Source organism: Sphingomonas bacterium (genome assembly GCF_903642285.1).
Taxonomy (GTDB): Bacteria; Pseudomonadota; Alphaproteobacteria; order Sphingomonadales; family Sphingomonadaceae; genus Sphingomonas.
In genome coordinates, this window is record NZ_CAHJWJ010000042.1 from 1 (window position 1) to 15,383 (window position 15,383).

Genomic DNA, 15,383 nt, shown 5'->3' on the forward strand with positions numbered 1-15,383 from the left:
GAGGCACAGGCGCAGACCGTGACGTCGATCACCGCCGCGGTCGACGAAACCGCATTGGCCGCCGACTCGATGTCCTCCACCGTCGCCGCCATCCGCAAGGATACCGAAACCGTCGCAGGAGAAATCGACCGCGTCGGCAACGGTTTCGACTCGCTCGACGCGCGCCTCAGCCAGTTGCAGGGCAAGGCGAGCGAGTTCGTAACGAAGGTCGCGGCCTAGAAGTTCGCGGTCGAACCGCGCTACAGCGCGCGGTATGACGATCCTCCTGACCGGTTCGAGCCGCGGTATCGGTGCCGCTACCTTCCACGCGTTGACGCAGGCGGGAGCGACCGTCGTCGGCCATGGCACCGCCAGCGGTATCCCCGCCGACTTCGCCGATCCCGCCGCCCCCCGCGCCTTGTGGGATGCCGCGATCGAACGGGCGGGCGGCACGATCGACGTGTTGGTCAACAATGCCGGGATCTTCGAGGCGAACCCGATCGACCGGGACGACGGCGACTGGCTCGCCGATTGGGATCGCACGATGCAGGTCAACCTGACCGCCTCCGCCGCGCTTTGCCGGTTCGCGGTTCTCCACTGGCAGCGGCGCGGCGTCGGCGGCCGCATCGTCAACATCGCCAGCCGCGCAGCATATCGCGGCGATTCGCCGGCGCATTGGCATTATGCGGCGTCAAAGGCGGGCATGGTCGCGATGACGAAGACGATCGCCCGCGGCTATGCGCGGGAGAATATCCTGGCGTTCGCGATCTGCCCGGGGTTCACGATGACGGGAATGGCGGAGGATTACCTCGCCAGTCGCGGCGGCGACAAGCTGCTCGCCGATATTCCGCTCGGCAAGGTCGCGGATCCGGCGGAAGTCGCCTCGGTCGCACGCTATTGCGCGCTCGATGCACCGGCCTCGATGACGGGTGCGGTCATCGACGTGAACGGCGCCTCGTATGTCCGTTAGAGAAGGCACGTGACTTCCTGGAAGCTCACCCTGCCCTGCACGCGTGCCGAAGCCGAAGCGATCGATCAGGGCGACGGCCCCGGCCTCGACCCGATGCCGACGTTGACGACGACCGAGACGGTGGTCGACGACACCGAGCATTGGCGCATCGATGCCTATTTCGAATACGAGCCGACCGCCGCGCAGATCGCCGCCATCCGTGCGCTGGTGCCGAGCGCGGCGGATACCATGCCGGTGATCGAGCCGTTGCCCGACGAGGATTGGGTGACGATGAGCCAGGCGGGGCTGGAGCCGATCCGCGAGGGGCGGTTCGTCGTCCATACGCCCGCCTTCCCCACCGACGCGCCGGCGGGCGGTCGTGCGTTCGTCATCGATGCGGGGCAGGCGTTCGGGACGGGGCATCATGCGACGACGGCGGGCTGTCTGGCGATGCTGGACGCGATCGCCGATCGCCGGTTCGGCAGCGTGATCGATATCGGCACCGGCACCGGTTTACTGGCCTTCGCCGCGGTCTATCTGTGGCCCGAAGCGCGCGTGACGGCGACCGACATCGACCCGCGGGCGGTCGCCGTCACCGCGGAGAACGCCATATCGAACGATATCGGCGGGATCGATCTGATCGTCGCCGACGGCGCGCTGGACGATGCGATCCTGGATGCCGCGCCTTATGATCTGATCATCGCGAACATCCTGGCAGGGCCTCTGGTGTCGATGGCACCCGAAATCGCCGCGATCGCGGGGCCGGCGGCGACGATCGTGCTGGCGGGATTGCTGGAGGCGCAGCGCGCGCAAGTCGTCGACGCGTTCGAAGCCTGCGGCTGCGCGCTGGAGGTCGTCGACCGACGTGGCGATTGGAGCGTGCTGCGGTTATCGGCAGGCGAGATACGCTACACCCCGCAAAGCCCGCCCGATCCCAGGGGCCGCGACGGATGGGCGCTGGATCTCTAGGCTAGACCTTGGCGGCCGCATAAGCCTGCGTACCGCGCGTCAGCACGACATCGTCCGCCTCGATCGTCGCGACCGCGATGCCCGGCAGCGCCTTCAGTTCCGCGTACAGAGGCGCGAAGTCGGTCTCGACCGTCAGCCGCAGCAGTTCGTCGAAGCTTGGGATCACGAAATAATTCTGCTGGAAATCGTCGATCCGGTATTCCGTCCGCATCACTCGCGCCAAATCGAACGCGATCCGGTTCGGGGACGGATCGTCCAGCGCGAACTGGCTTTCCGCGAAGCTCGACACGATTCCCGAACCGTAGATCCGCAAGCCCTCCGGTGCGGCGATCAAGCCGAACTCGACCGTGTACCAATAGAGCCGCCCGAGATATTGCAGGGCGTCGAGCCCGATCGCCCGCTGACCGCCGCGGCCATAAGCGGCGAGGTAATCCGCGAACACGGGGTCCGCGAGCATCGGCACATGCCCGAACACGTCGTGGAAGACGTCGGGTTCCTGGATATAGTCGAGCTGATCGGGGCGACGGATGAAATTGCCGGCGACGAAGCGGCGGTTCGCCATATGGTCGAAGAACACGTCGTCCGGCACCAGCCCGGGCACCGCGACGACCTGCCACCCGGTCAGGCCCGCGAGCCGGTCGTTCAGTTCGGCGAAATCGGGGATGCCCGGCTTCGACAGTTTCAGCACGTCGAGCCCGCGCAGATACGCATTGGACGCGCGCCCGGGCAGCAGCTTCGCCTGGCGCGCGAACAGCGTGTCCCAGGTCGCGTGCTCTTCGGGCGTATAGCGATCCCACTGCTGGTCGATCGTCCAGTCGGGCGCGGCACCCGCTGGCGGGGCGTGGAGGACATGCGTATCGTTGGTCATCGCACATGTGTAGCATGCGCGAACGATGACCGGAACGCCGGCAGTGCTGATCGCGGCCGTTCGCCGTTTGGGGCGCTATGAAGCAGTCCGCGACTGCAATGCCGGGACGGGCGACGCACTACCCGCCGCCGGCGTCCGGATCAAGTGGCGGACGCCCTGTGTCGTAACGGAGCCGGGTCGTTCCGGCCGAACGTCAGTCGCCGCGTGCCGCGCCGCAATCTGTCTCTTCGGGATGCTGACGGCAGCGTTTGGCCAGCGCCTTGCGGTCGCGCTCCTCGCGTTCATGTTCCTTGCGCATCTTGTGGGCGTAATTGCGATCCCGCTCCGCCGGGCTGGTCGTCGCCACGTCGACCGCCTTGCCCGCGACCCTGAACGGTGCGGTCGCGACCGTGGTGACGGTGCTGACGCATCCGATGAGCGACAGGGCCGGAAGCAAGGCGAGGGATCGGTTCATCGGGCTTTGGTTCTCTCGGCGACATAGGCATCGCGCGTCCGGACGCCGATTACCGGGAAGTCCGTAAAGAAGCCATCGATCCCCTGGCGCAACGCCGAGCCCATCTCGCCGGCGACGTCGCCGTGCGCGATGGGATCGCCGCCGCGACGGAAACGCGCGGGCAGGAACATGTTTTCCGCGCGGTAGGTCCAGGGATGCACGCGCAGCCCCGCGGCATGCGCGTCGGCAACCAGTGAGGAGGCCCTGGTCGGATCGGCACCGTCCCATAGCTGGGCCTTGTCCGGGCCGATCCCCCAGGCATAGGTCGCGACCTCGCGCAGGCCGGCGGGCGTGATCATCGCGGCGTAGCTGGGTTGCGCACCATCCGCCGGGGCCCCTGCCCCTGCCAACAGCTGGATCAGGCGGACCTTCGTCAGCTTGTGGATGCGCTTCAGATTCGCGACCTCGAATGACTGGAGGAACACGGGCGCATCAGGCGAATCCCATCCCGCGGCCTGCAACTGGTTCACCAGCAGGAGATCGGTCGGATGCCCGATCTTCGCGAAATAGGTCGGATGTTTCGTTTCCGGGTAGATCGCGACATGGCGACGCTTGGCGAGCGCGATGATTTCCGCGAGCGTCGGGATCTCGAACCGGCCGTCATAGGTCGCGTTCGCGGGACGGACCTTGGGCAGCCGTTCCTTCGCCCGCAGCGTCTTCAGTTCGGCGAGTGTGAAATCCTCGGTGAACCAGCCGGTCTCGGTTTGCCCGTCGATCGTCTTCGTCGTCCGCCGCGTGGCGAATTCCGGATGATCGGCCACGTCGGTCGTCCCCGAAATCTCGTTCTCGTGGCGAGCGACGAGGACATCGTCCCTGGCCGGCACCAGGTCGGGCTCGATCACGTTGGCGCCCTGGTCGATCGCCAGTTCATAGCCCGCCAGCGTATGCTCGGGACGAAAGCCGCTGGCACCGCGGTGCGCGATGACGATCGGCGAAGACAGCGAAGGCGCAGGCGGCATCGGCGCGTTCTGGGCGATGCCGGCGGCGGACGCCAGCATTAGCGGCGAGATGAGACTGATTCGCAACGGAAACCATATCCTTTGCAGGCGTTCCCCCAATCGACGCGAGAAGGGTCTGGGAATGCATTTCACGATCAATGGTCAATACTATGACATCGAGCCCGATATCCGCACCAGCGTGCTGGATCTGCTGCGCGAACATCTCGGCCTGACCGGCAGCAAGAAAGGCTGCGACCATGGCCAGTGCGGGGCGTGCACCGTCCTGATCAACGGCCGCCGGGTCAATAGCTGCCTGTCGCTGGCGGTGATGCACCAGGACGATTCGATCACGACGATCGAAGGCATCGGCCAGGTCGGCGATCTGCACCCCATGCAGGAAGCGTTCGTCCGGCATGACGGCTATCAATGCGGCTATTGCACCCCCGGCCAGATCTGCTCCGCAGTCGGCATGCTCGACGAGGTCAAGCGCGGTTGGGCCAGCCATGTCTCCGCCGATCTCGACAGCGTTACGCTGGACGATGACGAGATTTCCGAACGGATGAGCGGCAACGTCTGTCGCTGCGCGGCCTACCCCAATATCGTCGACGCCATCCGCGAAGTCGCAGGGCAAAAGGCCGCGACCCCCGAGAAGGTGGACGCATGAAGACCTTCATCTACGAGCGCGCCGCGACACCCGAGGATGCGGTGCGCGACATCGACGGCGCTTCGGCGAAGTTCATCGCTGGCGGCACCAACCTGCTCGATCTGATGAAGCTTCAGGTCGAGACCCCGGCGAAGCTGGTCGATATCAGCCGCCTGCCGCTCGGCGGGATCGAGCGCACCCCCGACGGCGGCCTGACGATCGGCGCAATGGTGCCGAACAGCGATCTCGCCGCCGACGACCGCGTCATCGACGGGTACGAAGTCCTCTCGCGCGCGCTGCTCGCCGGTGCCTCGGGACAGTTGCGCAACAAGGCGACGACGGGGGGCAATCTGCTCCAGCGCACCCGCTGCTATTATTTCTACGACACTGCCAGCGCGTGCAACAAGCGTGATCCAGGCAGCGGGTGCGCGGCGATCGGCGGGTTCAACCGCATCCTTGCGATCCTGGGCACCAGCGATCATTGCATCGCGACCCACCCCAGCGACATGGCGGTGGCGATGCGCGCGCTGGACGCCACGATCGTGACGTTGAAGGCCGACGGCGACAAACGCCGGATCGCGATCGGCGATTTCTACCGCCTGCCCGGCGGCACGCCCGAGATCGAGACCGTGCTAGAACCCGGCGAACTCATCACTCACGTCGAACTGCCCGCCCTGGTCGAAGGCGCACGGCATAGCTACCGCAAGGTCCGCGACCGCGCCTCCTATGCGTTCGCGCTCGTGTCGGTCGCGGGTGTCGTGGCGATGGCGGATGGCCGCATCGCGACCGCGGCGCTCGCGTTCGGCGGGCTGGGCCCGATACCGTGGCGCAACGCCGCGGTCGAGGCGGCGCTCGTCGGGAAGGAACCGACGAAGGCTGTGTTCGGCGCGGCGGCGGATGTGCTGCTGGCCGATGCGAAGGGCTTCGGCTCGAACGATTTCAAGATACCGCTCGCCAGGCGCACGCTGATCGCGTGCTTGCGCGAACTGACGGGGGAATAGACATGTTCGGCTTCGGCAACGACGTCACGCTGACGATGGACAAACCGCACCCGACGAGCCTGCTCGATACGGGCGTGCAGGACGTGATCGGCAAGCCGCTGGACCGGGTGGACGGACCGAAAAAGGTGTCGGGCGCAGCGACCTATGCGGCCGAATATCAGCTCGACAACATGGCGTATGGCGTTCTGGTGGGATCGACGATCGGCAAGGGCGAGATCGTCGCGATCGATGCCGACGCGGTCAAATCGATGCCGGATGTCATCGATGTCGTTACCGATTTCGATCGCTTCCTTCTCGTCGCGCAACAGGGTGGCGAGACAAGTGCCCCGACCCAGGGCGTCAGGAAGGTCGAATATTTCGGCCAGATCGTCGCGATCGTGATCGCGGAGACGTTCGAGGCGGCACGCGACGCCGCGGCGCGTCTGCCGATCACCTATTCCCGCGGCGAGGGCGTGTTCGACTTTTCGGTCGATCGCCAGCGCGACGGCAATCTGCCACCCAACAACGTCCCCGCCCACAGCGCGCAGGGCGATATCGACAAGGCGATGGCCGACGCCGCCGTGACGATCGATGCCACCTATACGACACCGAGCCAGAATTCGGCCGCGATGGAACCGCACGCGTCGATCGCGACCTGGGACGAGGACGAGTCGCTGACGCTGTACGGCGCGTACCAGATGCCGACATCGGATGGGCAGCAGTTGGCGAAGTCGCTGGGCGTGTCGGCCAAGAAGGTCCGCATCATCGCGCATTTCATCGGCGGCGGGTTCGGATCGAAGCTGGGCATCGCGCCCGAGAGCGTCGCGGCCGCGATCGCTTCCAAGCAACTCGGCCGCCCGGTCAAGGCGGTGATGGCGCGTAGCCAGGTGTTCGACGCGACCGTTCGCCGATCGAACACGTCGCAGCGGATGCGGCTGGCCGCCACCGCGGACGGGAAGATCACGGGCATCGGCCACGAAACCACCGCATCAAACCTCGAGACCGAGGATTATTTCGAGCCCGCGGGGATCTCCACGCATTTCCTGTATCAGGGTGAGAACCGCCTGATCTCGCACGATCTCGTGCGGCTGAACTGGCTCGTCGCAGGTTCGATGCGCGCGCCGGGCGAAGCGGTGGGGTTGCTGGGGCTGGAATGCGCGATGGACGAACTCGCCCACGCGCTCGACATGGACCCGATCGACCTTCGGCGCATCAACGAGCCCGAATGCGACCCGGAGAAGGACATCGCCTTCTCGTCACGGTCGTTGATCCCGGCGCTCGACGAGGGTGCGAAGGCGTTCGGTTGGGCAAAACGCAGTGCGAAGCCCGCCACGCGGCGCGAAGGCGAGTGGCTGATCGGCATGGGCGTTGCCGCCGCGGCGCGGTCGAACGTGCTGATGGAAACCTCCGCCAAGGTCGCGATCCACCCGGACGGCAGCGCGACCGTATCGTCGGCGATGACCGACATCGGCACGGGCAGCTATACGATCCTGACGCAGATCGCGTCCGAGATACTGGGCATCCCGATGGACCGGATCACGATGGAGCTGGGCGACACCAATGACGTCCCCGCGGCGGGATCGGGCGGTTCGTGGGGGGCGTGTTCGTCCGGATCGGCAATCTACCTCGCCTGCGAATCGCTCCGCGCAAAGCTCGCCAAGGCGATGGGGGCGGCCGAGGATGCGCTGACGCTGAAGGACGGGCTGGCAATCGGCGACAATCGATCGACCGCGATCGCGGACCTGGTCGGTGACGGCATCGAGGCGGTGGGAAAGATCAAGCCCGGCCAGCAGGAGAAACTGTTCAACCAGGCATCGTACGGCGCGCACTTCGCCGAGGTGGCGGTCAACGCCGTCACCGGCGAGACGCGCGTCCGCCGGATGCTGGGGGTGTTCGCGGCGGGGCGGATCCTGAACGAGAAGACCGCGCGCTCCCAGTGCCTGGGCGGGATGACGTTCGGGATCGGCGCGGCACTGACCGAGGATATGGTCCACGACAAGCATAGCGGGCGGATCGTGAACCACGATCTCTCCGAATATCATGTCCCGGTGAACGCGGACGTTCCGCAGCTGGGAGTGATATTCCTGCCCGAACGCGATATCCACGCGAACCCGATCCATGCCAAGGGAATCGGCGAGGTCGGCATATGCGGCGCGGGTGCGGCGATCGCGAATGCGGTGTACAACGCGACGGGAATCCGCGTCCGCGATTTCCCGATCACGCTCGACAAGATATTGCCGGGCTTGCCGGACGTTTAATGCCTTTCCGCGGAGCGGGGCGGATATCCTAGGAACACCATGGCCGAAAACGATACCGTCCTCACCGCCGCCCGCGCCTGGAGGGGCGAGCCGATGGCGATCGCCACGGTCGTCTCCACCTGGGGATCGGCGCCGCGTCCGAAGGGCAGCCACATGATCGTCCACGGCGATGGCCGGTTCGAGGGATCGGTATCGGGCGGCTGCGTCGAGAGCGATATCCTCGCGACCGCGGCCGAGGTGATCGCGGGCGCGCCGTTCCAGATGAAGCGATACGGCGTCGCGGATGCAGCGGCCTGGGAGGTCGGTCTGCCTTGCGGCGGCGAGATCGCGGTCATGGTGCAGCCCGTTTCCGCCGAGGGCTTCGATCCCGAATTGTTCGACCGGATCGCGGACGCGCGCGATCGGGGCAAGGCATTGACCGTCACGACCGACCTGACGAGCGGCCATTCGGATGCGCGGCCCGTCGAAACCGGCGAGGTCTTCGCCAACCGCTACGACCCGCCGCGGCGGCTGCTGATCGTGGGCGCGGTGCAGATCGCGCAGGCGCTCGTCGGGCTGGCGCGCGAATTGGGGATCGAGACGGTGGTCATCGATCCGCGCGCACGCTTTCTGACCGCGGAACGGTTCCCCGGCACGATGCTCGATGATCGCTGGCCCGACGAGGCGGTGGCCGCGTACCGCCCTGGCTCATCGACCGCGGTGGTGACGCTCAGCCACGATACCAAGATCGACGATCCCGCGCTGATCGCCGCGCTCGCCTCCGACGCCGCGTATGTCGGTGCGCTCGGCAGCCGGAAAAGCCACGCCGCGCGCCGCGTCCGCCTGGCCGAGGCGGGTGTCGCGGAGGACCGGATCGATGTCATCGACGCGCCGGTCGGCGTCGACATCGGCGCGATCGGCCCGTCGGAGATCGCCTTGTCGATCGCCGCGGCGATGATCGGCGCGTTCCATGATCGCCATTGAGGATACCGTCCTGATCCTGCTGGCGGCGGGACGCGGATCGCGGTTCGGCGATATCGGCAGCAAGCTGGCCGAGCCGTTCCTGGGTCGCGCGGTCGGGCTGCATGTCGCGGTCGCGCTGGAGGATATGCCGTTCCGGCGGCGGATCGCGGTCGTCGGGCAGACCGCGCTGGATTACGGAGCGCACGGCTTCGACCTCGTCGCGAACGACGATCCCGACCAGGGTATGGCGCGCTCCGTCAGGCTGGGGGTCGAGCAGGCGCGCTTGATGGATGCGGCGGCGGTCTTGATCGCACTGGCCGACATGCCGCGGATCACCGCGGCGCATGTCTGGCGACTGTTCGACGCGGCGGACTCGCACGATGCCGTCGTGGCGTCGAGCGACGGCCGCGCACCCAAGCCGCCGGCGCTGTTCGGCCGCAGACAGTTCGATTTCCTGCTGACGCTGGAAGGGGATGCGGGCGCGCGCGACCTGGTGCGTCGCGGACGGCACGTGGTGACCACGCCCGCCGAGCTGATCGACGTCGATACGCCGGAGGAACTGGCGGCGTTGCGGGCGTCGGTGGGTGCAGTCCACGAAATAATGCACCACCAGAACGTTTCCGATCGATCAAAACCGACGGTGCTTTCCGGCGAGAGCAGGAACCCAGGGTAACAATTCTTACTGTGATCCTGGGCTCCTGCTTTCGCAGGAGAACAATCGATATGATCGCAAGCCGCGGCTGCCTCTCCACCTATAGGCCTCGGCCTTCGCCGGAAGGGTGAAAGGAAGCGGCCTCCTATTCCAGCTCCAGAATGACCTGGTCCACCGCCAGGCTCTCCCCCTGCTGCGCCGCGATCGCCTTGACGGTCGCAGTCTTCTGGCTGCGCAGGATGTTCTCCATCTTCATCGCCTCCACGACCGCGAGCGGCTGCCCCGCCTCGACCTTGTCGCCGACCGCGACGTCCAGCCGCACGAGCAGCCCCGGCATCGGCGCGAGCAGGAAGCGCGAGAGGTCGGGCGGGATCTTCTCGATCATGTGCCGCGCATAAGGGGCCGCGCGGGCAGGCAGGACGCGAGCCGCATGGCTCGCCCCGCGCGTGGTCAGGACGAAGCCCGACCGCGTGCGCGACAGCTGTACCGTCAGAGCCTCCGCCCCTTGCGCGGTCACGATGCGGTCGCCGGGCGTGTATTCCAGCGACAGATCGAGATCGTCGCCATCGACCGATATGCCGCCGGTCGACACGCTGACCGCATGGTCCGCCTTGTCGATCGTCACGACCCAATCCGCGGGCGGCCGCAATCGCCGGCCCAACTGCCCATCGGTGAGGAGCGCGCGATCCGCCTCCGCGGTGGCGGCGAACGCGGCGATCGCGGCGAGCGTGCGCAGCAGGTCCGCCGACGCGGGCGCACCGTGGAAGCCGTCGGGATATTCCTCCGCGATGAACCCGGTCGTCAGCGCACCCGCGCGGAAGCGCGGGTGCTGCATGATCGCGGACAGGAAATCGATGTTGTTGCCGACGCCGTCCACCACGAAGGCATCGAGCGCACCGATCTGCCGATCGATCGCTTCTTCGCGGGTGGGGGCCCAGGTAACGAGCTTCGCGATCATCGGGTCGTAGAACATGCTGACCTCGCCGCCGGCACGAACGCCGTCGTCGACGCGGATATAGGCTTTTCGGTCCTCCCCGTTCACGGGGAGGGGTACCGCGCCGTGCAACGGCGTGGTGAAGGGGGTTCTCCCGGAGCGATCCGCTTGCGGAGAACCCCCTTCGTCAGCCGCTTCGCGACCGCCACCTCCCCATGAATGGGGAGGACTTTGGTGCGCTTGCGCCTGCGGCGGCGCGTACCGCACCAGCCGCCCGATGCTCGGCAGGAACCCGCGATACGGGTCCTCCGCATAGACCCGGTTCTCGATCGCCCATCCATCGAGCCGCACATCGTCCTGCGCGAAGCCCAACGGCTTCCCCGCCGCGACGCGGATCATCTGTTCCACCAGATCGAGCCCCGTAATCGCCTCCGTCACCGGATGTTCCACCTGCAGGCGGGTATTCATCTCGAGGAAGTAGAACCCCTCCCCCGTCGTATCCGCACCCGACACGATCAACTCGACCGTCCCGGCCGAATAATATCCGACCGCCCGCGCCAGCGCGACCGCCTGCTCGCCCATGCTTTTACGCATCTTGGGCGTGACGAAGGGCGACGGCGCTTCCTCGACCACCTTCTGGTGCCGCCGCTGGATCGAGCATTCGCGCTCGCCGAGATAGACGATATTGCCGTGCTGGTCGCCCAACACCTGGATCTCGATATGGCGCGGGCTTTCGATGAACTTCTCGATGAACACGCGGTCGTCGCCGAACGACGCCAGCCCCTCGCGCTTGGTCGCTTCGAACCCCTCGCGCACGTCCTGCTCGCTATAGGCCAGCCGCATGCCCTTGCCGCCGCCGCCGGCCGAGGCCTTCATCATCACCGGATAGCCGATATCGCCGGCGATCCGCACCGCCTCGTCGGTGTCTGCGATCTCGCCGAGGAAGCCGGGGACGACGTTGACGCCAGCCGCCTTGGCGAGTTTCTTCGACTCGATCTTGTCCCCCATCGCCGCAATGGCGTTCGGCGGCGGGCCGACGAACGCGATCCCCGCCTCCGCACAGGCGCGCGCGAAACTTTCGCGCTCCGAAAGAAATCCGTAGCCGGGATGGATGCAATCCGCGCCCGTCTGCTTGGCGGCTAGCAGGATCAGGTCCGCCTTCAGATAGCTCTCCGCCGCGGGCGCCGGTCCCAGGCGCACGGTTTCGTCCGCCATCAGGACGTGCGGGGACCGCGCGTCTGCATCCGAATAGACCGCGACGGTCTTGAGACCCATCCGCTTGGCGGTGCGCATGACCCGACATGCGATCTCGCCGCGATTGGCGACCAGGATTTTCCTGAACATTAAATCCCCTTCAAGCTCAATGTTGTGGCCCGAGATCGCTAAGTTCTTCGGTACGCGCGAGTGTCAGCTTGATCATACAATCAGCGTGGAGCATCCATTCCCCAGAGCCGCCGCGCATCGCAAAGCTTTCGATCTGGCATTCGGCGTCCCGATAGGCGAGCCAAGCTCGCTGCGATGCTAGCAACGCTGCGGCATAGCTCCCGCGTTTGCCACTGGGGTTGACGCCGCCACCCTTATCCATTTCGGCGACCTTGGCCTTGGTGATCACCCATTGCTTGTTCATCGCAGCGTCGGCGCGTGCCGTCTCTAGGCTGGCGCATTGGTTAATATCGAGCTGCGTCTGCGGGTCCTTGCAATTGGGTCGTGGGTCCCCGGTCGCTTGCGGTGCGGCAAGCAGCAAAGCGAGCAGCATCATTCCGTCGCCTCCAGATGCGCCTGCTTCACCCGCATAGGCTCCTCGCCCGCCATCGGCCGCAAACCCAGCTTCGCAAACAACGCCGCATCCGCGCCCCCGCCCGCGTTCCCCGTCGTCAACAGCTTGTCACCCGTGAAGATCGAGTTCGCCCCAGCCATGAAGCACAAGGCCTGCGTCGCTTCCGACATCGACTCACGCCCTGCGCTGAGCCGCACCATGCTCAACGGCATCGCGATCCGCGCGACCGCGACCGTCCGGACGAATTCGATATCGTCGATCTTCGCCATCGGCGTGTCAACGAGCAGGTCGCCCAATACCGTCCCGCGCACCGGCACGAGCGCATTGACGGGCACGCTTTCGGGATGCCGCGGCAAGGTCGCCAGCGCGTGGACGAAGCCCACCCGGTCGCCGCGCGTCTCGCCCATGCCGACGATCCCGCCGCAGCACACGTTGATCCCCGCCTCGCGCACGTGCTCCAGCGTCTCCAGCCGGTCCGCGAAGGTCCGCGTGGTGATGACGTTGCCGTAATGCTCGGGCGAGGTATCGATATTGTGGTTGTAGTAATCGAGCCCGGCCGCCGCCAGCCGATCGGCCTGACGCGGTGCCAGCATGCCAAGCGTCATGCACGTCTCCAGCCCCATGCCGCGGACGCCCTCGACCATCTGGACGATCGCGTCCATATCGCGATCCTTGGGGTTGCGCCACGCCGCGCCCATGCAGAACCGCTGCGATCCCGCCGCCTTGGCCTCGGCCGCGCTGGCGAGGACGGCATCCACCGCCATGAGCTTGTCCGCCTTCAGCCCGGTTTCATGGTTCGCCGACTGCGAACAATAGCCGCAATCCTCCGGGCAGCCCCCGGTCTTGATCGACAGCAATGTGCAGAGCTGCACCTCGCCAGCCGCATGATGCGCGCGGTGGACCTCGGCGGCGCGGAACAGCAGCTCGGTGAACGGCAGGTCGAACAGCTCGGCGATCTCCGCGCGCGTCCAGTCGGCGCGCGGCACGGGCAGCGTCATCTGCAGCGTCATTGCGCCAACGCCCGAAGCTGACGCGTGCGCTCGACGGTCAGCCGCGTCTTGCACTGCGTGTCCACGACAGCTGGCGCCGGGCCGCGGTACGCGAACGCTTCCGCCAGGCATTCGGAGTCACGGAACGGGAGCCATGCGCGCTGCGCCTGGAGCAAGGCGTTGGCAAAGCTGGGACGTGCTGGCACCCCCGGCGGCGCCGGCACGTCGCGCGTGCGCATCCGCGCCATCGCGGCCCGGTACTGGACGGTCATCGCGGCGTCGGCGGCGGCGTAGTCGGTGCCGGCCTGGGCCTCGGCGTCCGCCTGCGCCGGGCCGACCGGCGTGGCCGCGAGCAATAGGGCAATCATCAGCATGGCACTTCCTTCTATTCCGCCGCCCCGGCGCGACCTTCGTCTACGGGCGGCATGTTGTGGCCGAGGAGACGCAGCACCTCCTCCGCGGCCTGGATCAGATTGGTGCCCGGGCCGAAGATCGCCTGGACGCCGGCATCGCGCAATGCCTGGTAATCCTGTGCCGGAATGACCCCGCCCGCGATCACGCGGATGTCGGCGCGGCCGGCGTCGCGCAAATGGCCGATCAGCTCGGGGATCAGCGTCTTGTGCCCGGCCGCGAGGCTGGACGCGCCGACGATATCGACGTCCTTCGCGATCGCGAGCGCCGCGGCCTCGGTCGGCGTTTGAAATAGCGGCCCCGGCACGATCTCGAACCCCAGATCGCCGAACATGCTGCTCACCAGGTTGGCCCCGCGGTCGTGGCCGTCCTGCCCCATCTTGGCGACGAGCATCCGGGGCCTGCGCCCCATCCGCCGCTCCGTGGCCTCGACACCGTCGGTCAGACGGTCCCAGCGGGCATCTTCCGCATAGGCCCCGCCATAGACCCCGCTGACCGGCGTGGGCTGCGTGCCGTAGCGACCGAACACGTCTTCCATCGCCGAGGATATCTCGCCGAGCGTCGCGCGCGCGCGGGCGCATTCCACGGCGAGCGCGAGGAGGTTGCCGTTTCCCCGGGCCCCCTCGCGCAACGCATCCAGCGCGCGCCGGCACGCCGCTTCGTCGCGCGTCGCCTTCACCGCCGCGATCCGAGCGACCTGCGCCTCGCGCACCGCGACATTGTCGATGTCGAGCGTCTCGATCGGGTCCTCGCCTTCCTTGCGGTATTTGTTGACGCCGACGATCACGTCCTCGCCGCGATCGACGCGGGCGGCGCGGGCGGCGGCGGCTTCCTCGATCATCGCCTTGGGCCAGCCGGCGGCGACCGCCTTCGCCATCCCGCCCTCCGCCTGGATCCGCTCGATCAGTTCCCACGCACCGTCGACCAGGCTTTGCGTCAGGCTTTCGACATAATAGCTGCCGCCCAGCGGATCGACGACCTTCGTCATCCCGGTCTCCTCCTGCAGCACGATCTGCGTGTTGCGCGCGATACGGGCGGAGAAGTCGGTGGGCAGCGCGATCGCCTCGTCGAGCGCGTTGGTATGGAGCGACTGGGTGCCGCCCAACATCGCCGCCATCGCCTCGATCGTCGTGCGCATGACGTTGTTGTACGGGTCCTGTTCGGTCAGCGACACGCCGCTGGTCTGGCAATGGGTGCGCAGCATCTTGGAGCGCTCGTCCTGCGCGCCCAATTGCGTCATCGCGCGATGCCACAGCACGCGCGCCGCGCGCAGCTTCGCGACCTCCATGAAGAAGTTCATGCCGATCGCGAAGAAGAAGCTCAGCCGCCCCGCGAACTTGTCGATGTCGAGCCCACTCGCGACGCCGTATTTCACGTATTCCATGCCGTCGGCGATGGTGAAGGCGAGCTCGTGGAGCTGCGTCGCCCCCGCCTCCTGCATGTGATAGCCGCTGATCGAGATGCTGTTGAACTTGGGCATCTCGCGGCTCGTGTAGCCGAAGATGTCCGAGATGATCCGCATCGAGGGCTCGGGCGGGTAGATGTACGTGTTGCGGACCATGAACTCCTTGAGGATGTCGTTCTGGATGGTCCCGTCGAGC

General features: G+C 66.8%; 15 protein-coding genes and 1 pseudogene. 8 read left to right on the plus strand and 8 right to left on the minus strand.

Annotation, left to right across the window (positions count from 1 at the left end; all coding sequences use genetic code 11):
• From HUU99_RS14820 to HUU99_RS14830, 3 genes and pseudogenes are all read left to right on the plus strand, one after another.
• Positions 1-219: pseudogene (locus HUU99_RS14820) on the plus strand (methyl-accepting chemotaxis protein); the annotation flags it as partial.
• 34 nt (positions 220-253) lie between these two features.
• Complete coding sequence (locus tag HUU99_RS14825; RefSeq protein WP_174287351.1) at positions 254-949, plus strand: SDR family NAD(P)-dependent oxidoreductase; 696 nt, start codon at positions 254-256, stop codon at positions 947-949.
• 9 nt (positions 950-958) lie between these two features.
• Positions 959-1,897 carry a 50S ribosomal protein L11 methyltransferase gene (locus HUU99_RS14830; protein WP_174287352.1) on the plus strand — a complete coding sequence of 313 codons (939 nt, stop codon included), beginning with the start codon at positions 959-961 and terminating at the stop codon, positions 1,895-1,897.
• A 1-nt stretch (position 1,898) separates the two neighbouring features.
• Here the strand turns inward: HUU99_RS14830 and phhA are convergent, their stop codons facing one another.
• The 3 genes from phhA to HUU99_RS14845 all read right to left on the minus strand — a co-directional run bounded on the left by phhA (position 1,899) and on the right by HUU99_RS14845 (position 4,256).
• Positions 1,899-2,765: a phenylalanine 4-monooxygenase gene (phhA, locus tag HUU99_RS14835; RefSeq protein WP_174287353.1), complete on the minus strand. Its 867-nt coding sequence runs from the start codon at positions 2,763-2,765 to the stop codon at positions 1,899-1,901.
• Between the two features lie 193 nt (positions 2,766-2,958).
• The gene (locus HUU99_RS14840) at positions 2,959-3,219 is read right to left on the minus strand and encodes a hypothetical protein (RefSeq protein ID WP_174287354.1); all 261 of its coding nucleotides are present in this window, start codon (positions 3,217-3,219) and stop codon (positions 2,959-2,961) included.
• Positions 3,216-4,256 (minus strand): glycerophosphodiester phosphodiesterase, encoded by a 1,041-nt coding sequence (locus HUU99_RS14845; protein WP_174287365.1) that lies wholly within the window; start codon positions 4,254-4,256, stop codon positions 3,216-3,218. Before HUU99_RS14845 ends, HUU99_RS14840 begins: the two co-directional genes overlap by 4 nt.
• Positions 4,257-4,338: 82 nt before the next feature.
• On the opposite strand from HUU99_RS14845, the gene HUU99_RS14850 reads away from it, so the two are divergent.
• The 5 genes from HUU99_RS14850 to HUU99_RS14870 are packed head-to-tail and all read left to right on the plus strand — an operon-like array spanning position 4,339 to position 9,692.
• Positions 4,339-4,860: a 2Fe-2S iron-sulfur cluster-binding protein gene (locus HUU99_RS14850; RefSeq protein ID WP_174287355.1), complete on the plus strand. Its 522-nt coding sequence runs from the start codon at positions 4,339-4,341 to the stop codon at positions 4,858-4,860.
• Complete coding sequence (locus tag HUU99_RS14855; protein WP_174287356.1) at positions 4,857-5,840, plus strand: FAD binding domain-containing protein; 984 nt, start codon at positions 4,857-4,859, stop codon at positions 5,838-5,840. Before HUU99_RS14850 ends, HUU99_RS14855 begins: the two co-directional genes overlap by 4 nt.
• Positions 5,841-5,842: 2 nt before the next feature.
• The gene (locus HUU99_RS14860; RefSeq protein WP_174287357.1) at positions 5,843-8,077 is read left to right on the plus strand and encodes a xanthine dehydrogenase family protein molybdopterin-binding subunit; all 2,235 of its coding nucleotides are present in this window, start codon (positions 5,843-5,845) and stop codon (positions 8,075-8,077) included.
• A 39-nt stretch (positions 8,078-8,116) separates the two neighbouring features.
• Positions 8,117-9,040: an XdhC family protein gene (locus HUU99_RS14865; protein ID WP_174287358.1), complete on the plus strand. Its 924-nt coding sequence runs from the start codon at positions 8,117-8,119 to the stop codon at positions 9,038-9,040.
• Positions 9,027-9,692 carry a nucleotidyltransferase family protein gene (locus tag HUU99_RS14870; protein ID WP_174287359.1) on the plus strand — a complete coding sequence of 222 codons (666 nt, stop codon included), beginning with the start codon at positions 9,027-9,029 and terminating at the stop codon, positions 9,690-9,692. The genes HUU99_RS14865 and HUU99_RS14870 overlap by 14 nt, the downstream gene beginning before the upstream one ends.
• A 124-nt stretch (positions 9,693-9,816) precedes the next feature.
• Here the strand turns inward: HUU99_RS14870 and HUU99_RS14875 are convergent, their stop codons facing one another.
• The 5 genes from HUU99_RS14875 to scpA all read right to left on the minus strand — a co-directional run.
• Complete coding sequence (locus HUU99_RS14875) at positions 9,817-11,949, minus strand: acetyl-CoA carboxylase biotin carboxylase subunit (protein WP_174287360.1); 2,133 nt, start codon at positions 11,947-11,949, stop codon at positions 9,817-9,819.
• A 16-nt stretch (positions 11,950-11,965) separates the two neighbouring features.
• A complete protein-coding gene (locus HUU99_RS14880) occupies positions 11,966-12,364 on the minus strand; it encodes a lysozyme inhibitor LprI family protein (protein ID WP_174287361.1) in 399 nt (132 codons plus the stop codon).
• The gene (gene bioB, locus HUU99_RS14885) at positions 12,361-13,392 is read right to left on the minus strand and encodes a biotin synthase BioB (RefSeq protein ID WP_174287362.1); all 1,032 of its coding nucleotides are present in this window, start codon (positions 13,390-13,392) and stop codon (positions 12,361-12,363) included. The genes HUU99_RS14880 and bioB overlap by 4 nt, the downstream gene beginning before the upstream one ends.
• Positions 13,389-13,745: a lysozyme inhibitor LprI family protein gene (locus HUU99_RS14890; protein WP_174287363.1), complete on the minus strand. Its 357-nt coding sequence runs from the start codon at positions 13,743-13,745 to the stop codon at positions 13,389-13,391. Before HUU99_RS14890 ends, bioB begins: the two co-directional genes overlap by 4 nt.
• A gap of 11 nt (positions 13,746-13,756) precedes the next feature.
• A partial coding sequence (gene scpA, locus HUU99_RS14895) for a methylmalonyl-CoA mutase (RefSeq protein WP_174287364.1) occupies positions 13,757-15,383 on the minus strand: 1,627 nt, incomplete at its 5' end.